Below are 16,794 nucleotides of genomic sequence, written 5' to 3'. Positions count from 1 at the left end.
TTTGAACAGAAAATGAGAATAAAATCATGCAAACAGCCAAACCACACCTCGAACTGCTGACCTGCGAGGCGGCCTATCGCCATAACCCCACCGCGCTGTTTCATCAGGTTTGCGGAGCGCGTCCGGCTACCCTACTGCTGGAATCTGCGGATATCGACAGTAAAGACGACCTTAAGAGCCTGCTGCTGGTCGACAGCGCGCTGCGCATTACCGCTTTAGGTGACACCGTCACAATCAAGGCACTGTCAGACAATGGCGCATCGCTCCTGCCGCTGCTGGACGCCGCCCTGCCTTCAGGGATTGAAAACGAACGTCATCCGGAAATGCGCATTCTGCATTTCCCGCCGGTGAGCCAGCTGCTGGACGAAGACGCGCGTCTCTGCTCCCTGTCCGTTTTCGATGCCTTCCGCCTGCTGCAGAACCTGGTCACCGTGCCGGAAGACGAGCGTGAGGCGATGTTCTTTGGTGGGCTGTTTGCTTATGACCTGGTCGCCGGATTTGAAGATTTGCCGGAAACCGAGCAGGGTAATCGCTGCCCGGACTATTGTTTCTATCTGGCTGAAACCCTGCTGGTGATCGACCACCAGAAGCAATATACCCGCATCCAGGCAAGCCTGTTCACGTCCTCTCCCGCTGAGAAAAACCGTCTCGAGCACCGCATCGCTCAGCTGCAGCAGCAGATGACGGAAGCGCCGCCTGCGCTGCCGGTGCAGCGGGTGGAAAAAATGACTTGCGATGTTAACCAGACTGACGACCAGTACGGCGCCGTGGTTCGCCAGATGCAAAAGGCGATTCGCGCCGGGGAAATTTTCCAGGTCGTACCTTCCCGTCGCTTCTCCCTTCCCTGCCCGTCGCCGCTCGCCGCCTACGACGTGCTGAAAAAGAGTAACCCAAGTCCGTACATGTTTTTCATGCAGGACAATGAGTTCACGCTGTTCGGCGCCTCGCCGGAAAGCTCGCTGAAGTACGACGCCACCAGCCGTCAGATTGAGATCTACCCGATTGCCGGAACCCGTCCGCGCGGACGTCGCGCCGATGGCTCCCTGGATCGCGATCTGGACAGCCGCATCGAACTGGAAATGCGTACCGACCACAAAGAACTCTCCGAGCACCTGATGCTGGTTGACCTGGCGCGTAACGATCTGGCACGCATTTGCACCCCAGGCAGCCGCTACGTCGCGGACCTGACTAAAGTCGACCGCTATTCGTTCGTGATGCACCTCGTCTCCCGCGTGGTCGGCGAGCTGCGCCACGACCTCGACGTGCTGCACGCCTACCGCGCCTGCATGAACATGGGCACCCTGAGCGGCGCGCCGAAAGTGCGCGCCATGCAGCTGATTGCCGCCGCCGAAGGGCGCCGTCGCGGCAGCTACGGCGGCGCGGTGGGTTACTTCACGGCTCACGGTGACCTCGACACCTGCATCGTGATCCGCTCCGCCTATGTTGAAGACGGTATTGCCACTGTCCAGGCGGGTGCCGGGATTGTCCTTGATTCTGTTCCGCAGTCTGAAGCTGACGAAACGCGCAGTAAAGCCCGTGCGGTCCTTCGCGCCATTGCTACCGCACACCATGCACAGGAGATTTTCTGATGGCTGACATTCTGCTGCTCGATAATATCGACTCCTTTACCTATAACCTGGCAGATCAGCTGCGTGCGAATGGCCATAACGTCGTTATCTACCGCAACCACGTTCCGGCGCAGACCCTGATTGACCGTCTGGCAACCATGCAAAGCCCGGTGCTGATGCTCTCTCCGGGGCCAGGCGCACCGAGCGAAGCGGGCTGTATGCCGGAGCTGCTGACCCGTATGCGCGGCAAGCTGCCGATTATCGGCATCTGCCTCGGTCATCAGGCGATTGTTGAAGCCTATGGCGGCTACGTTGGCCAGGCGGGCGAGATCCTGCACGGTAAAGCGTCCAGCATTGAACATGACGGCCAGGCAATGTTTGCCGGGCTGCCGAACCCGCTCCCGGTCGCGCGCTATCACTCGCTGGTTGGCAGCAATATTCCAGCCGGGCTGACCATCAACGCCTCGTTTGAAGGCATGGTGATGGCGGTGCGCCACGATGCGGACCGCGTCTGCGGCCTGCAGTTCCACCCGGAATCGATCCTGACCTCCCACGGTGCCCGCCTGCTGGAGCAGACGCTCGACTGGGCGTTACAGAAGCTGGAGCAGACCAATACCCTGCAGCCGATTCTGGAAAAACTGTACCAGGCGCAGACCCTGAGCCAGCAGGAGAGCCACCAGCTCTTCTCCGCCGTGGTTCGCGGTGAGCTGAAGCCTGAACAGCTGGCGGCCGCGCTGGTGAGTATGAAGGTGCGCGGCGAAAGCCCGCAGGAGATCGCCGGTGCCGCTACGGCCCTGCTGGAAAATGCCGCCCCGTTCCCGCGCCCGGACTATCAGTTTGCCGATATTGTCGGCACCGGGGGAGACGGCAGTAACAGCATCAATATCTCCACCGCCAGCGCCTTCGTGGCCGCGGCGTGTGGTTTGAAGGTCGCAAAACACGGTAACCGCAGCGTTTCCAGCCGGTCAGGTTCTTCCGATTTGCTCGCCGCATTCGGTATTAATCTCGATATGAACGCCGAGCGTTCCCGTGAAGCGCTGGATGACCTGGGCGTCTGCTTCCTGTTTGCGCCGAAGTATCACACCGGTTTCCGCCACGCGATGCCGGTTCGTCAGCAGCTTAAAACCCGCACGCTGTTTAACGTGCTCGGCCCGCTGATCAACCCGGCGCATCCGCCGCTGGCGCTGATTGGCGTCTATAGCCCGGAACTGGTTCTGCCGATTGCCGAGACGCTGCGCGTGCTGGGTTATCAACGTGCCGCCGTGGTGCACAGCGGCGGTATGGATGAGGTTTCTCTTCATGCGCCGACGCTGGTGGCCGAACTGCGCGACGGTGAAATCCTCAGCTATCAGTTGGACGCTGCCGACTTTGGCCTCGCGCCGTATCACCAGGAAGCGCTGGCTGGCGGTACGCCGGAAGAAAACCGTGACATTCTGACGCGCTTATTACAAGGTAAGGGAGAGGTCGCCCATGAGGCCGCCGTTGCTGCCAACGTCGCTATGCTAATGCGTTTGCACGGTGAGGAAGACCTGAAGGCCAACGTTCAAAAAGTTCTGGATGTACTGCGCTCCGGTGCAGCTTACGATCGCGTTACCGCACTTGCGGCAAGAGGGTAAAGAATGCAGACCGTTTTAGCGAAAATCGTTGCCGATAAGGCCATCTGGGTGGAAGCCCGCAAGCAACAGCAGCCGCTTGCCAGTTTCCAGAACGACGTCGTCCCGAGCAGCCGTCGTTTCTACGACGCCCTGCAGGGTGCGCGCACCGCGTTCATTCTTGAGTGCAAAAAGGCGTCCCCGTCTAAAGGCGTTATTCGTGACGATTTCGACCCGGCGCGTATTGCCGGCATTTATAAGCATCATGCGTCAGCCATCTCCGTGCTGACGGATGAGAAATATTTTCAGGGCAGTTTCGATTTTCTGCCGATCGTCAGCGGCATCGCGCCGCAGCCGATCCTGTGCAAAGACTTTATTATCGATCCGTATCAGATCTGGCTGGCGCGCTTTTACCAGGCCGACGCCTGCCTGCTGATGCTCTCGGTGCTTGATGACGACCAGTATCGCCAGCTTTCCGCCGTGGCGCACAGCCTGAACATGGGCGTGCTGACCGAAGTGAGCAACGAAGAGGAGCTGGAGCGCGCGATTGCGCTGGAAGCCAAAGTCGTCGGGATCAACAACCGCGATCTGCGCGACCTGTCCATTGACCTGAACCGTACCCGCCAGCTGGCGCCGCGTCTGGGTTCTGGCGTCACGGTGATCAGCGAATCCGGCATTAACAGCTACGCCCAGGTGCGCGAGCTGAGCCACTTCGCCAACGGTTTCCTGATTGGCTCGGCCATGATGGAGCATGACGATCTCAACGCGGCCGTGCGGCGCGTGCTGCTGGGTGAGAACAAAGTCTGCGGCTTAACCCGCGAACAGGATGCCCAGGCCGCGTATGAAGCGGGGGCAATTTACGGCGGGCTGATCTTTGTGGATTCCTCTCCTCGCGCGGTCAGCGAAGAGCAGGCGCGTAAGGTTATCGCAGCGGCTCCGCTCAGCTACGTGGGCGTTTTCCGCAATGCAGATATTGCAGACGTTGCGGCAAAAGCCGACGCGCTATCCCTGAGCGCGGTGCAGCTCCACGGCGATGAAGACCAGCGCTACATCGATACCCTGCGCGCCGCGCTGCCACCACAGGTGCAGATCTGGAAGGCGCAAAGCGTTGGCGATACGTTGCCCTCGCGTAACCTGAACCATGTGGACAGATACGTGCTCGATAACGGCCAGGGCGGCACCGGCCAGCGTTTTGACTGGTCGCTGCTTAACGGCGAAAAGCTGGACAACCTCCTGCTGGCGGGCGGATTAAGCCCGGATAACTGCGTAGAAGCCGCCAAAACCGGCTGCGCAGGCCTCGATTTCAATTCAGGCGTAGAGTCAGAACCGGGTATCAAAGATGCCAGCAAGCTGGCCTCGGTTTTTAAAACTCTGCGTGCATATTAAGGAAGAGAAGATGACGACATTACTTAACCCGTATTTTGGTGAGTTCGGCGGGATGTACGTCCCGCAAATCCTGATGCCCGCGCTGCGCCAGCTGGAAGAAGCGTTTGTCAGCGCGCAGAAAGATCCAGCGTTTCAGGCGGAATTTACCGACCTGCTGAAAAATTACGCCGGTCGTCCGACCGCGCTGACCAAATGCCGCAATCTGACGGAAGGCACCAAAACCACGCTGTATCTGAAGCGTGAAGACCTGCTGCACGGCGGCGCGCATAAAACTAACCAGGTGCTGGGCCAGGCGCTGCTCGCGAAGCGTATGGGTAAAACCGAAATCATCGCCGAAACCGGCGCAGGTCAGCACGGCGTGGCCTCTGCGCTTGCCAGCGCCCTGCTCGGCCTGAAATGCCGCATCTATATGGGGGCGAAAGACGTTGAGCGTCAGTCTCCGAACGTCTTCCGCATGCGTCTGATGGGGGCGGAAGTGATCCCGGTGCACAGCGGCTCCGCGACGCTGAAGGATGCCTGTAACGAAGCGCTGCGCGACTGGTCTGGCAGCTATGAAACCGCACACTATATGCTCGGTACCGCGGCGGGCCCGCACCCGTTCCCGACTATCGTGCGCGAATTCCAGCGCATGATCGGTGAAGAGACCAAAGCGCAGATCTTGGAAAAAGAGGGTCGCCTGCCGGATGCGGTTATCGCCTGCGTTGGCGGCGGGTCTAACGCCATCGGCATGTTCGCAGACTTTATCGACGACACCAGCGTGGGTCTGATTGGCGTCGAGCCTGCCGGTCACGGCATTGAATCGGGTGAACACGGCGCGCCGCTGAAGCATGGCCGCGTGGGGATCTACTTCGGTATGAAATCCCCGATGATGCAAACCGATGAGGGCCAGATTGAAGAGTCTTACTCTATTTCTGCCGGCCTCGACTTCCCGTCCGTTGGACCACAGCATGCGTTCCTGAACAGTATCGGACGCGCGGACTATGTCTCCATTACCGATGACGAAGCGCTGGAAGCCTTTAAAACGCTGTGCCGCAGCGAAGGGATCATCCCGGCGCTGGAGTCTTCGCACGCGCTGGCGCATGCGCTGAAAATGATTAAAGAAAACCCGGAAAAAGAACAGCTGCTGGTGGTGAACCTTTCCGGCCGCGGTGACAAAGATATCTTCACCGTTCACGATATTCTGAAAGCACGAGGGGAAATCTGATGGAACGCTACGATAACGTATTTGCAGAGCTGAAATCCCGCCAGGAAGGCGCGTTCGTTCCCTTCGTCACCCTGGGCGATCCGGGCCCGGAACAGTCGCTGAAGATTATCGACACCCTGATTGAAGCCGGTGCCGACGCGCTGGAGCTGGGTATTCCGTTCTCTGACCCGCTGGCGGATGGCCCGACCATCCAGAACGCGACGCTGCGCGCATTTGCCTCCGGCGTGACGCCGACCCAGTGCTTCGAGATGCTGGCGGCGATCCGCCAGAAGCATCCTACCATTCCGATTGGCCTGCTGATGTACGCCAACCTGGTGTTCAACCGCGGTATCGATGAGTTTTACGCCGAGTGCGCTCGCGTGGGCGTCGACTCCGTTCTGGTGGCAGACGTGCCGGTTGAGGAGTCTGCGCCATTCCGTCAGGCGGCGATGCGCCACAACGTCGCCCCGATTTTCATCTGCCCACCGAACGCTGATGACGAACTGCTGCGCCAGATTGCTTCTTACGGGCGCGGGTATACCTATCTGCTCTCACGCGCTGGCGTGACCGGTGCCGAGAATAAAGCCGCACTGCCGCTGCATCACCTGGTGGAGAAGCTGGCCGAGTACCATGCCGCACCGCCGCTGCAGGGCTTCGGGATCTCCTCTCCGGATCAGGTCGCCGCGGCGGTTGACGCGAAGGCGGCAGGTGCCATTTCCGGCTCTGCGATTGTGAAGATCATTGAGAAGAACGTGGACAAGCCCGAGCAGATGCTGGCCGAGCTGAAAGCGTTTGTGACCGCAATGAAAGCGGCGACGCGTAAAGCATAATCCCTTCACCGTCTGGCATCCCTGCCAGACGGTTACCCTTTCTTCCCCACCCTCAACAAAGGATTACGTCAAAATTGATCCTTTCGATATTTTCGGTGTGAATGACTTTTCAAACTGCTATGTAAGCGTATGATCTGGACTCTTTTTTATCTTTAATCCTTCTGAGTTCAGAGGCTTATTCATGTCATGGCAATTCTTCAAACAGACTTACCTGGTTAAGTTCTGGTCACCTGTTCCGGCCGTTATCGCGGCAGGCATTCTCTCTACCTATTATTTTGGCATTACCGGTACCTTCTGGGCGGTGACCGGCGAGTTTACCCGCTGGGGTGGGCAGCTGCTGCAGCTCGCAGGCGTGCATGCCGAAGAGTGGGGGTACTTTAAACTTATTCATCTGGACGGCACACCGCTCACCCGCATCGACGGGATGATGATCATCGGCATGTTCGGCGGCTGTTTCGCGGCGGCGCTGTGGGCAAACAACGTTAAGTTGCGTATGCCCAAAAGCCGTATTCGCATTATGCAGGCGGTGATCGGCGGTATCATTGCCGGGTTTGGGGCCCGTCTGGCGATGGGCTGTAACCTGGCCGCTTTCTTTACGGGTATTCCTCAGTTTTCACTTCACGCCTGGTTCTTTGCTGTCGCCACGGCCATCGGCTCTTACTTTGGTGCAAAATTCACCCTTCTGCCGCTGTTCCGGATCCCCGTTAAAATGGTCAAGGTGACCGGCGCGTCTCCGTTAACCCAGAAACCCTCACAGGCACGCCGCCGTTTCCGTCTCGGCATGCTGGTCTTTTTTGCGATGGTCGCCTGGGCAATGTGCACGGCGATGAACCAGCCCAAACTCGGCCTGGCGATGCTGTTCGGCGTGGGTTTTGGTCTGCTCATTGAACGCGCGCAGATTTGCTTTACCTCCGCGTTTCGCGATATGTGGATCACCGGCCGGACGATGATGGCGAAGGCGATTATCGCCGGGATGGCGGTCAGCGCCATCGGCATCTTCAGCTATGTTCAGCTAGGCGTCGAACCGAAAATCATGTGGGCCGGTCCTAACGCGGTCATTGGCGGCCTGCTGTTCGGCTTCGGGATCGTACTGGCTGGCGGGTGTGAAACCGGCTGGATGTATCGCGCCGTTGAAGGCCAGGTGCATTACTGGTGGGTGGGTCTGGGAAATGTGATTGGCTCTACGATCCTGGCGTACTACTGGGATGACTTGTCTCCCGTCCTGGCCACCAGCTGGGACAAGGTTAATCTGCTAAACACCTTCGGGCCTCTCGGCGGCCTGCTCGTCACCTACGCCCTGCTGCTGGTCGCTTTTTTACTGGTTGTCGCGCAGGAGAAACGCTTCTTCCGACGTGCGAGTGTTAAAACAGAAACCCAGGAGAATGCTGTATGAAAGAGATCGTGCCCGATTACCGTCTGGATATGGTTGGTGAACCCTGCCCTTATCCGGCTGTTGCCACGCTTGAAGCGCTACCGCAGCTCAAGAAAGGTGAAATTCTGGAAGTGGTCAGCGACTGCCCGCAGTCCATTAACAACATTCCGCTGGATGCGAAAAACCACGGCTACACGGTGCTGGATATCCAGCAGGATGGCCCGACCATTCGCTATTTGATTCAGAAGTGATCGCTACGGGCCTCGTCAGGGGCCTTTATCGTATTGAATTATAAGACATCTTGATCCACGGCAAAAACGCAATTTTTGACTTAAGTAAAATCTCATTTCCCTTTTGAAGGAGGTTTTCGCGGTTTGATGTATTTACGAGCTTTACTGGTTTTCGCCTTATTGATTCCCTTCCATGCGCTGTCCCTGAATTTCTCTTCTACCTTCCTGCGCCTTAATTGTCCGCAAAGAGGACTTGTCGAGGTCATTCTGCACGTTTACGACCATACCCAGGAACGATGGCACGGTCATTTTGAAACCGGTGCGGGACATAAACGTGCTGGTGATACCGAAATTATCCCGTTTGCCAACGGCGATGTTCTTTTCCATTCCCTGTCCAGCGACGCTTTCAGCTATTTATATGATGGGGAAAAGATCCTGAGGCACTGCGAAAAGCTTGATGAGCGGCCGGTTTATCCGTCGTTTTGATGTGAGCAAAGCAAACTGGCCACCCTGTGGCCAGTTTGACGGCGGATCAGAAACGATAACCCGCAGAGAACATAAACACCCACGGATCCAGGCGAGTATTGATACTCTGCTGCTGACCGCCCGCCTTGAAGCGTACGTCCGTATCAATATCCATATACCAGACCGAGGCGTTGATCAGCCAGTCGCGGTTAATCAGATAATCCAGCCCTACCTGCCCCGCCATACCCCATGAATCTTTCAGGCTAAGGTCAGTCAGACCGGCCTCTTTACCGGTATCGTTAAACTTCTCGTCAAAGAAGGTGGTGTAGTTCACGCCGGCACCAATATAAGGACGCACCTTACTGCTGGCATCGCCAAAATACCATTGCGCCATCAGCGTTGGCGGTAAATGGTGAACCGTAGCGATATCACCGGTTGCGCCCAGACCCACGCGATGACGGAACGGCGTTGCAGCCAGAAGCTCAACACCCACGTTTTCCGTCGCCATATAAGTAAAGGTTAACCCTAACTGGGTGTTATTACTGACGTTAAAACCGCCCATACCCAGCACGTTATCGGATCCTTCAGTTGGGCGAACCGTAGCCGAACCGGCACGAATAAAGAATTCGCCTGCTTCATGCGCATACGCGCCGCCAGAGAGACTGCTTAATACAAGGGCTGCCACCGCTAATTTTTTCATATCCGCTCCATCGTTGTGGTTTTAATAGCGGGTGAGAATATACTCATAAATGAGTAATAAGTGATCTGCTACAGATCACATTAAAACCAGTAACTTAACATTCATTGATCTGGATTAATTTTTTGTTACGCATCCAAAAGCGATAAGTTGTTTCCATGTCAATTTTTGGCATTTCACAGTTACAAAATTTTCCCTTTCCCCCCTCTTGCTCTTCCTCAGGCGGCTGGATAATTTATCGCTCTTACAAGTTGATTTGATGCGTTCTTCTTTAGCAGGTGTGCCATGAGTGATATCAACCCGTGCATGACGTGCGGAGCCTGTTGTGCGTATTTTCGAGTCTCTTTCTACTGGGCCGAAGCCAGCGATGGCGGCGGTGCCGTTCCGGTTCATCTCACAGAGCCGCTAACGCCTTTTCTACGCTGCATGAGCGGCACAAACCAAAAGCAGGTGCGCTGCGTCGCGCTACAGGGTGAGCCCGGGGTCTCTACCCGGTGTTCCATCTATGAGGATCGGCCCAGCCCGTGCCGGGAATTTGCCATGTCGGGGGAGGATGGGCAGGTCAACGAAGCCTGCAATCGCGCCCGGGCGCGCGTTGGATTACCGCCGCTTTACAAAGATATGCTTTTCCATACAAGCCTTGATGCTGCCACAGCAGCTGCATCCGGTGTACAATTGCCGGCTAATTAACACCTGCAATACTCAAGGAGAGTGCATGTCTATCACGGCGAAGTCTGTCTACCGTGACACGGGAAACTTTTTCCGCAATCAGTTCATAACCTTTTTACTGATCGCGTTGTTATGTGCCTTTATCACGGTGGTGCTGGGCCATGCCTTCTCACCGAGTGATGAACAGATTGCCAGCCTGAGCCAGGGTGACCACCTTGCCGGAAGCGTGGGGCTATTTGAACTGGTGCAAAACATGACGCCGGAGCAGCAGCAAATTCTGCTGCGGGCGTCTGCCGCATCCACGTTCTCAGGCCTGATTGGTAATGCGGTTCTGGCGGGCGGCGTTTTGCTGATGATTCAGCTGGTATCGGCGGGTCACCGGGTCAGCGCCTTACGGGCGATTGGTGCCAGTGCGCCAGTCCTACCTAAGCTGTTTATCCTGATCTTTTTAACCACCATGCTGGTGCAAATGGGGATTATGCTGGTCGTGGTGCCGGGCGTATTATTGGCTATCGTGCTCTCATTTGCGCCTGTGATGGTCGTGCAGGAAAAGATGGGGATTTTTACCGCAATGCGCAGCAGCATCAGACTGGCATGGGCTAATATGCGTCTGGTAGCGCCCGCCGTGATCGGCTGGCTGCTCGCCAAAACGCTCCTGCTGCTGTTTGCACCGAATTTTGCGGTATTAACGCCCAATGTTGGCGCGGTAGTGGCGAATACGCTGAGCAACCTGATTTCAGCGGTACTGCTGGTCTATCTGTTCCGCCTGTATATGTTAATTCGTCAGTAATCCTGAGACGGGGGGCAGTGCTGTCTCCCGCCCCGTTCAGAAGATGGAATCACAGAATGAAGCAGTTTCTTGATTTTTTACCGCTCGTGGTCTTTTTTGCTTTTTATAAGCTGTATGACATTTATGCCGCGACCACTGCGCTGATCGTTGCGACCGCCGTTGTCCTGATCTACAGCTGGGTTCGCTATCGTAAAGTCGAAAAAATGGCGCTGATAACGTTCGTCCTGGTCGCCGTGTTCGGCGGGCTTACGCTGTTCTTCCACAATGATGAATTTATTAAGTGGAAAGTGACCGTTATTTACGCGTTGTTTGCGGGCGCATTGCTAATTAGCCAGTGGGTCATGAAAAAGCCGCTGATCCAGCGCATGCTGGGCAAAGAGCTAACGCTGCCTCAGGAAGTCTGGTCCCGCCTGAATATCGCCTGGGCGGTCTTCTTTATTCTCTGTGGTCTTGCCAATATCTATATCGCCTTCTGGCTGCCGCAGAATATCTGGGTCAACTTCAAGGTCTTCGGCCTGACCGCGCTGACGCTTATCTTCACGCTGTTAAGCGGCGTATACATCTATCGCCACATGCCGCAGGACGATAAGCACTGATTAATGACTGACCAGAACGTCAGCGACAGGCGTTCTGGTCTATTCTCTCCGCTGTGAAATCATAGTAGCATCCCGCCTGAAGTCTTCCGTTACGAGTTAAAACAATGACAACAAATAACGCCCCGCAGGGCGAACTGGTTTTACGCACACTGGCAATGCCCGCTGACACCAATGCCAATGGCGATATTTTTGGCGGCTGGCTGATGTCGCAGATGGATATGGGCGGCGCAATTCTGGCAAAAGAGATTGCCCACGGGCGCGTGGTGACTGTGCGAGTGGACGGCATGACCTTCCTGCGCCCGGTTGCGGTGGGAGATGTCGTTTGCTGCTACGCGCGCTGCGTCAAACGCGGCAACACCTCTATTTCAATCAACATTGAAGTATGGGTTAAGAAAGTCTCTTCCGAACCTATTGGGCAGCGTTATAAGGCCACCGAAGCGCTGTTTATTTATGTCGCCGTGGATAGCGAGGGTAAACCTCGTCAACTTCCGCAGGCCTGATCGACAGGCATAAAAAAGCCTCCATCAGGAGGCTTTTTTTTATTCCATCTGCGCCCCGCCGTTCAGGCGGAAAACAATATTCACAATCAGTCCGCTGCCCGGTTTTCCGGCTTCATAGCGCCATCTGCGCATCGCCGATTTCACTTCACGCTCAAACATATTAGAAGGTTGAGCCGACAAGATTTCCACGTTATCCACGCGGCCATCCGCAGTGACGTCAAATTTAACCCGTACGCGGCCTTCAATACGTAAGGCCTGAGCACGCGCCGGATACTGAGGCTGGTTGCGACTCAGCGCGCGCGGGCCCGCTGGGGCACTGACTGTAGGCTTAGGCGCCGTCGCGGTGTTATTCATCACTGGACGCGAAGGCACCGCATTCTCGACAGTCTGGGTCGCGCGCGGTTCGACCGGACGTTCTTCGCGTTTTGGACGCTCCTCGACCTTCTTCACCGGTTTTGGCTTCGGCTTAGGTTTAGGCTTCGGTTCAGGCTTGTGGATCACCACCGGCGCTTCCTTCGGTGGCTCCGGAATGGGCTCGGGTTCTGGCTCAGGTTCAGCTACCGGCTGCGGCGGCGGAGGGGCAACCTGCGGCGGTTCGAGATCCGCTGGCGAGACCATCGTCACCGAAATCGGCTGCGCGGGCGCGGGCATTTCAATAACCTGATGAACCGAGGTATACAGCAAGCCCGCCACAACAGCACCGTGAATCACGACGGAAAGCAGCGTCGGCCAGGGAAAGCGGCGAGGTAAATCAAGGGTCATCGAAGTCATAATCATCAACGTTAAAAAACCGAACACTGATTTTAAATGCAAATAGCAATCATATTCAATAAGACACTTTGTTCTGGCGCAACTTTAGCGCATGAGAGGCCAAAAAAGGCGCATTCAGATCAGGGTATTAACATTGTTTTTATTTTACATTGCAGTCGTTTGCCCTTTCACATAACGTAACTGACACTTTTACCGGTTAAGGAGCTTCGCCGTGTTTTACGTGATTTACTCTGAAGATGTTGCTGATTCGCTCGAAAAACGCCAGGCTGTGCGCCCTGCACATCTGGCACGTTTGCAGCTGCTCCAGGATGAGGGCCGATTACTGACCGCCGGCCCAATGCCCGCAGTAGACAGCAACGATCCGGGCGCCGCCGGTTTTGCCGGTTCCACCGTGATTGCTGAGTTTGAATCTCAGGAAACCGCTCAGGCATGGGCTGACGCAGATCCGTATGTCGCAGCAGGTGTGTATGCGAAAGTGACGGTTCGACCGTATAAGAAAGTGTTCTGATACCAAAGCGGCTCCGAAAGGAGCCTTTTTTATCGCGGCGGTAATGCGTCTCTATGCCGGGTAAACTGCTGCTCTGTAATCAGGCTTCCCCACTGGTCGCCTTCCCACTCTTTTACCAGCGTAAACCCAAACGACTCGTACAGACGCCGGGCGGCGGTCAGCTTATTGAATGTCCAGAGATGCACGGCAGAAAAACCAACGCTGTCGCAAAAGCGCATCGCTTCGGTCAGCAGTTTTTTCCCCACCCCGTGCCCCCGGCAGCCATCGTCAAGAATAAACCAGCGAAGGTGGGCTTCACCCGGCGCTAAATCCTCGCCATCTATCGCCACCGATCCCACTATCCTGCCGTTCATCACCGCCAGCCAGATCTGGTTGAACGGTTTATCCAACCGCTCACTAAATTCTGCAACCCCTGTAGCCACTTTGGCCTCAAAAAAGCGGCCAAAATGATGCTCGCGCGCGTAATAGACCCCGTGCATCTCCGCGATACGGCCAATCATCCCGGGAATGTACCCCTGCACTACCGTGAGCTCGTCGGGGCGCGTGTCGTTGGACGTCTCACGGCACGCCAGCAGCGCGTTGGCATAAAGGGAGAGTCCCTCAGAAATGGTCTGCTGTTGGGCAGGAGCAAGACGCTTTATTGCTGAGACCACGCGCTCATTGCTAAAGGTATTAATTTTACTGACCGTCTCATGACCTTTCGCGGTCAGCCTGAGGCTCTTCGCTCTCGCATCTTCAGGTGAAGTCACCTCCTCGAGTTCACCCGCGGCAATCAGGCGAGCCAGCATCCGGCTGACGCTGGACTTTTCCAGGCCCAGCAGCTGCACCAGCTGACTCGCCGTCATCTCTTTGCGTAGGGCTATTTCGACCAGGGTATGGACGGCCGAAGGCGAGTAATTTGTTGAGGCCAGGGTCGAGGCCATAAAACCTAACTCTCGCACCATCAGGCGCGAGGAACGTCGAATAACACTGACTACCGGGGTTTCGCTGTGCATGTTCTGTCCTCATCATTTAGTTGTACTATACAACTAAATGATGAGAGGTTGTCAAACATAATAAAAAAGGCTCCCTCAGGAGCCTTTCATACATCAATGCAGCGACGCCAACCTCGCCGCAAACCCGACAAACAGCAGCCCTATCAGACCGTTCCCCAGCTTTGCCAGTTTCTTTTTCGTTTTCAGATAACGCGTCACAAACGCGCCGGAGAAGATCAGGAAGCTCATGTACATGAAGCTTATTAACTCCAGCGTCGTCGCGAGGATCAGGAAAGAAGTGCCGGTACTCTGTGCATTCACGTCAATGAACTGAACGAAGAACGATACGTAGAACAGAATCGCTTTGGGGTTGGTCAGGCTTAACACCAGCGAACGTTTCATGATCATACTGGCCGGTTCAGGCCCGCTCTCATGAGCGTTTTTTTGACGGTTCACCACCGACCAGAGCATTTTGCCCCCCAGCCAGAGCAGGTAGAAGGCCCCGAGATAGCGCACGATATTGAACAGTACCGGCGTAGTCTGAATTAATGCCGCGACGCCCGCCCATGCCAGAAACATCAGCACCGCATCGCCGATAAATACGCCTGTGGCGGCGAGATACCCTTTTTTAACGCCGTGACCGATCCCGGTTTTGAGCACAAACAGGGTATTCGGCCCTGGCACCAGCACGATAAAAAACGCGCCAACAACATACGTCCAGAAATTCAGTACGCCAAACTCCGCAAACACTTCTCCCTCCTTTTGCTAAACGCAACAGGAACAACGCTGCAAATACGCTATTCCCAAAAAATCAGACGCTATAAAATCAGCGGGCACCATTACGGTGCCCTCATGGTTTCAGATATCCTGGACTGCGAACAGCAACGCATTGCGGTGCCTGGTCAATCCACATTTTCTGATGGCGTGAATACGCATATTGCGGCGGGATTGTGCTTCCAGCCAACGAGCCTTGCGACGACTCACCTGTCGCAACATGCGCCAGCGCCCTACTTCTGTTCTACTGCGCTTCATGTCTACAACTCTTTCACTAACAGAATCGCCATTATAAACCCAACCCGGCAGCAAACCAGCGCTTTTACCTGGCGTTTTTATTTGCCAGATGAATCCTGATGCGTACACTCATAACAATACGCTTTCAAAAGGATTTTTTTACCTATGACAACCTTCTACACCGTGGTGAGTTGGCTGGTCATTTTGGGATACTGGCTGTTAATCGCGGGTGTGACATTACGCATCCTGATGAAGCGCAGAGCCGTACCCTCTGCCATGGCCTGGCTTCTGATAATCTACATCCTCCCGCTGGTGGGAATTATTGCCTATCTCTCTTTCGGCGAGCTTCATCTGGGTAAACGCCGCGCCGAGCGGGCCCGTGCCATGTGGCCCTCAACCGCGAAGTGGCTCCACGACCTTAAAGCCTGCAAGCATATCTTTGCCGAGGAGAACAGCAGCGTCGCCTCGTCACTGTTTAAGCTGTGCGAGCGCCGTCAGGGGATTGGCGGTGTTAAGGGCAATCAACTACAGCTGCTGACCTCATCCGACGACGTCATGCAGGCGTTAATCCGCGATATCCAACTGGCTCGTCATAATATCGAGATGGTTTTTTATATCTGGCAGCCCGGAGGAATGGCTGACCAGGTTGCTGAATCGCTGATGGCCGCCGCGCGACGCGGCATTCACTGCCGTCTGATGCTTGATTCCGCGGGCAGCGTGGCGTTTTTCCGCAGCCCGTGGGCGGGCATGATGCGCAATGCCGGGATCGAAGTGGTTGAAGCGTTGAAGGTAAACCTCCTGCGCGTGTTTCTGCGCCGAATGGATCTCCGCCAGCATCGCAAAATGATCATGATCGATAACTATATTGCCTACACCGGCAGCATGAACATGGTTGACCCGCGCTTCTTTAAACAGGACTCGGGCGTAGGCCAATGGGTTGATTTGATGGCGCGAATGGAGGGGCCGATTGCCACCTCGATGGGCATCGTGTATTCCTGCGACTGGGAGATTGAAACCGGCAAGCGTATCCTGCCTCCGCCGCCGGACGGCAATATTATGCCGTTTGAAGAGGCCAGCGGTCACACCATTCATACCATTGCTTCCGGACCGGGCTTCCCTGAGGACTTAATTCATCAGGCCCTGCTGACGGCAACCTACTCAGCGCGTGAATACCTGATCATGACGACGCCCTATTTTGTCCCCAGCGACGACCTCCTGCACGCGATCTGTACCGCCGCGCAGCGCGGCGTCGATGTGAGCATCATTTTGCCGCGCAAAAATGACTCCCTACTGGTAGGCTGGGCCAGCCGGGCATTCTTTAGCGAACTGCTGGCCGCTGGGGTGAAAATTTACCAGTTTGAAGGCGGATTACTCCACACCAAGAGCGTTCTCGTCGACGGTGAACTGAGCCTGGTGGGAACGGTCAACCTGGATATGCGTAGCCTGTGGCTGAACTTTGAAATTACGCTGGTCATTGATGATGCCGGCTTTGGCGGCGATCTCGCCGCGGTGCAGGATGATTATATCTCCCGCTCGCGGCTGCTGGATGCCAGACTGTGGGTAAAACGTCCGCTGTGGCAGAGAATTGCCGAACGACTGTTTTACTTCTTTAGTCCGTTGCTGTAAAACGTGCCCAACGATGTTAAACAGGT

At 55.8% G+C, this 16,794-nt stretch carries 19 protein-coding genes and 1 other annotated feature (1 of these 20 only partly in view); of the genes, 14 read left to right on the top strand and 5 right to left on the bottom strand.

The annotated features are described in order from the left end of the window. Positions 1-3, top strand: a sequence feature (Trp leader region); it begins 92 nt to the left of the window's first position. A gap of 23 nt (positions 4-26) precedes the next feature. From AB8846_RS02625 to AB8846_RS02590, 8 genes are all read left to right on the top strand, one after another. Beyond that, on the top strand, positions 27-1,589 hold the full coding sequence (locus AB8846_RS02625; protein WP_370731944.1) for an anthranilate synthase component 1: 1,563 nt from the start codon (positions 27-29) through the stop codon (positions 1,587-1,589). Next, positions 1,589-3,184 carry a bifunctional anthranilate synthase glutamate amidotransferase component TrpG/anthranilate phosphoribosyltransferase TrpD gene (trpD, locus tag AB8846_RS02620; protein WP_148241845.1) on the top strand — a complete coding sequence of 532 codons (1,596 nt, stop codon included), beginning with the start codon at positions 1,589-1,591 and terminating at the stop codon, positions 3,182-3,184. The genes AB8846_RS02625 and trpD overlap by 1 nt, the downstream gene beginning before the upstream one ends. Positions 3,185-3,187: 3 nt before the next feature. Further along, positions 3,188-4,546 (top strand): bifunctional indole-3-glycerol-phosphate synthase TrpC/phosphoribosylanthranilate isomerase TrpF, encoded by a 1,359-nt coding sequence (gene trpCF, locus AB8846_RS02615; protein WP_370731943.1) that lies wholly within the window; start codon positions 3,188-3,190, stop codon positions 4,544-4,546. A 10-nt stretch (positions 4,547-4,556) separates the two neighbouring features. Then, positions 4,557-5,750 (top strand): tryptophan synthase subunit beta, encoded by a 1,194-nt coding sequence (trpB, locus tag AB8846_RS02610; protein ID WP_063145425.1) that lies wholly within the window; start codon positions 4,557-4,559, stop codon positions 5,748-5,750. Continuing rightward, the gene (gene trpA / locus AB8846_RS02605) at positions 5,750-6,559 is read left to right on the top strand and encodes a tryptophan synthase subunit alpha (protein ID WP_063145426.1); all 810 of its coding nucleotides are present in this window, start codon (positions 5,750-5,752) and stop codon (positions 6,557-6,559) included. The genes trpB and trpA overlap by 1 nt, the downstream gene beginning before the upstream one ends. A gap of 181 nt (positions 6,560-6,740) precedes the next feature. Next, positions 6,741-7,952 carry a selenium metabolism membrane protein YedE/FdhT gene (gene yedE / locus AB8846_RS02600; RefSeq protein ID WP_370731942.1) on the top strand — a complete coding sequence of 404 codons (1,212 nt, stop codon included), beginning with the start codon at positions 6,741-6,743 and terminating at the stop codon, positions 7,950-7,952. Further along, positions 7,949-8,182 carry a sulfurtransferase-like selenium metabolism protein YedF gene (gene yedF, locus AB8846_RS02595; RefSeq protein ID WP_003856774.1) on the top strand — a complete coding sequence of 78 codons (234 nt, stop codon included), beginning with the start codon at positions 7,949-7,951 and terminating at the stop codon, positions 8,180-8,182. Before yedE ends, yedF begins: the two co-directional genes overlap by 4 nt. 126 nt (positions 8,183-8,308) lie before the next feature. Next, positions 8,309-8,647 (top strand): hypothetical protein, encoded by a 339-nt coding sequence (locus tag AB8846_RS02590; protein WP_370731941.1) that lies wholly within the window; start codon positions 8,309-8,311, stop codon positions 8,645-8,647. A 46-nt stretch (positions 8,648-8,693) separates the two neighbouring features. Here AB8846_RS02590 and ompW read toward each other — a convergent pair whose 3' ends face one another. Next, on the bottom strand, positions 8,694-9,326 hold the full coding sequence (gene ompW, locus AB8846_RS02585; protein ID WP_023312086.1) for an outer membrane protein OmpW: 633 nt from the start codon (positions 9,324-9,326) through the stop codon (positions 8,694-8,696). A gap of 282 nt (positions 9,327-9,608) precedes the next feature. Here ompW and AB8846_RS02580 point away from each other — a divergent pair, with 282 nt between their 5' ends. The 4 genes from AB8846_RS02580 to yciA all read left to right on the top strand — a co-directional run bounded on the left by AB8846_RS02580 (position 9,609) and on the right by yciA (position 11,878). Then, positions 9,609-10,013, top strand: a complete 405-nt coding sequence (locus AB8846_RS02580) for a YkgJ family cysteine cluster protein (protein WP_063145430.1) — start codon at positions 9,609-9,611, stop codon at positions 10,011-10,013. 25 nt (positions 10,014-10,038) lie between these two features. Further along, positions 10,039-10,782, top strand: coding sequence for a YciC family protein (locus AB8846_RS02575; RefSeq protein WP_063145431.1), 744 nt, complete (start codon positions 10,039-10,041; stop codon positions 10,780-10,782). Positions 10,783-10,838: 56 nt separating this feature from the next. Next, entirely contained in the window at positions 10,839-11,378 is a 540-nt protein-coding gene (locus tag AB8846_RS02570) for a septation protein A (RefSeq protein ID WP_023312088.1), read from the top strand. 104 nt (positions 11,379-11,482) lie between these two features. Then, positions 11,483-11,878 (top strand): acyl-CoA thioester hydrolase YciA, encoded by a 396-nt coding sequence (yciA, locus tag AB8846_RS02565; protein WP_023335966.1) that lies wholly within the window; start codon positions 11,483-11,485, stop codon positions 11,876-11,878. A gap of 39 nt (positions 11,879-11,917) precedes the next feature. On the opposite strand, the gene tonB is transcribed toward yciA, so the two are convergent. Beyond that, positions 11,918-12,640, bottom strand: a complete 723-nt coding sequence (tonB, locus tag AB8846_RS02560; protein WP_370732126.1) for a TonB system transport protein TonB — start codon at positions 12,638-12,640, stop codon at positions 11,918-11,920. Between the two features lie 220 nt (positions 12,641-12,860). Here tonB and AB8846_RS02555 point away from each other — a divergent pair, with 220 nt between their 5' ends. Continuing rightward, positions 12,861-13,157: a YciI family protein gene (locus tag AB8846_RS02555; protein WP_032656697.1), complete on the top strand. Its 297-nt coding sequence runs from the start codon at positions 12,861-12,863 to the stop codon at positions 13,155-13,157. 29 nt (positions 13,158-13,186) lie between these two features. Here the strand turns inward: AB8846_RS02555 and AB8846_RS02550 are convergent, their stop codons facing one another. The 3 genes from AB8846_RS02550 to AB8846_RS02540 form a co-directional block, all read right to left on the bottom strand. Continuing rightward, the gene (locus AB8846_RS02550; RefSeq protein ID WP_370731940.1) at positions 13,187-14,152 is read right to left on the bottom strand and encodes a GNAT family N-acetyltransferase; all 966 of its coding nucleotides are present in this window, start codon (positions 14,150-14,152) and stop codon (positions 13,187-13,189) included. 93 nt (positions 14,153-14,245) lie between these two features. Next, on the bottom strand, positions 14,246-14,881 hold the full coding sequence (leuE, locus tag AB8846_RS02545) for a leucine efflux protein LeuE (RefSeq protein ID WP_023312092.1): 636 nt from the start codon (positions 14,879-14,881) through the stop codon (positions 14,246-14,248). A 108-nt stretch (positions 14,882-14,989) separates the two neighbouring features. Continuing rightward, positions 14,990-15,163: a YciY family protein gene (locus AB8846_RS02540; protein ID WP_086379783.1), complete on the bottom strand. Its 174-nt coding sequence runs from the start codon at positions 15,161-15,163 to the stop codon at positions 14,990-14,992. Between the two features lie 144 nt (positions 15,164-15,307). Here AB8846_RS02540 and cls point away from each other — a divergent pair, with 144 nt between their 5' ends. Next, entirely contained in the window at positions 15,308-16,768 is a 1,461-nt protein-coding gene (gene cls / locus AB8846_RS02535; RefSeq protein WP_023335970.1) for a cardiolipin synthase, read from the top strand. Positions 16,769-16,794: the final 26 nt, after the last annotated feature.

The sequence above is a fragment of the Enterobacter sp. KB-221C9 genome (genome assembly GCF_041320715.1).
Taxonomy (GTDB): domain Bacteria; phylum Pseudomonadota; class Gammaproteobacteria; order Enterobacterales; family Enterobacteriaceae; genus Enterobacter; species Enterobacter asburiae_D.
Note: the sequence above shows the minus strand (reverse complement) of the source record. Positions and strands in the feature narration are given on the sequence as shown.

Coding starts and splice junctions, on each gene's coding strand:
- AB8846_RS02625 (WP_370731944.1), top strand. CDS start 27: ATGCAAACAGCCAAACCACACCTCGAACTGCTGACCTGCGAGGCGGCC.
- trpD (WP_148241845.1), top strand. CDS start 1,589: ATGGCTGACATTCTGCTGCTCGATAATATCGACTCCTTTACCTATAAC.
- trpCF (WP_370731943.1), top strand. CDS start 3,188: ATGCAGACCGTTTTAGCGAAAATCGTTGCCGATAAGGCCATCTGGGTG.
- trpB (WP_063145425.1), top strand. CDS start 4,557: ATGACGACATTACTTAACCCGTATTTTGGTGAGTTCGGCGGGATGTAC.
- trpA (WP_063145426.1), top strand. CDS start 5,750: ATGGAACGCTACGATAACGTATTTGCAGAGCTGAAATCCCGCCAGGAA.
- yedE (WP_370731942.1), top strand. CDS start 6,741: ATGTCATGGCAATTCTTCAAACAGACTTACCTGGTTAAGTTCTGGTCA.
- yedF (WP_003856774.1), top strand. CDS start 7,949: ATGAAAGAGATCGTGCCCGATTACCGTCTGGATATGGTTGGTGAACCC.
- AB8846_RS02590 (WP_370731941.1), top strand. CDS start 8,309: ATGTATTTACGAGCTTTACTGGTTTTCGCCTTATTGATTCCCTTCCAT.
- ompW (WP_023312086.1), bottom strand. CDS start 9,326: ATGAAAAAATTAGCGGTGGCAGCCCTTGTATTAAGCAGTCTCTCTGGC.
- AB8846_RS02580 (WP_063145430.1), top strand. CDS start 9,609: ATGAGTGATATCAACCCGTGCATGACGTGCGGAGCCTGTTGTGCGTAT.
- AB8846_RS02575 (WP_063145431.1), top strand. CDS start 10,039: ATGTCTATCACGGCGAAGTCTGTCTACCGTGACACGGGAAACTTTTTC.
- AB8846_RS02570 (WP_023312088.1), top strand. CDS start 10,839: ATGAAGCAGTTTCTTGATTTTTTACCGCTCGTGGTCTTTTTTGCTTTT.
- yciA (WP_023335966.1), top strand. CDS start 11,483: ATGACAACAAATAACGCCCCGCAGGGCGAACTGGTTTTACGCACACTG.
- tonB (WP_370732126.1), bottom strand. CDS start 12,640: ATGACCCTTGATTTACCTCGCCGCTTTCCCTGGCCGACGCTGCTTTCC.
- AB8846_RS02550 (WP_370731940.1), bottom strand. CDS start 14,152: ATGCACAGCGAAACCCCGGTAGTCAGTGTTATTCGACGTTCCTCGCGC.
- AB8846_RS02540 (WP_086379783.1), bottom strand. CDS start 15,163: ATGAAGCGCAGTAGAACAGAAGTAGGGCGCTGGCGCATGTTGCGACAG.
- cls (WP_023335970.1), top strand. CDS start 15,308: ATGACAACCTTCTACACCGTGGTGAGTTGGCTGGTCATTTTGGGATAC.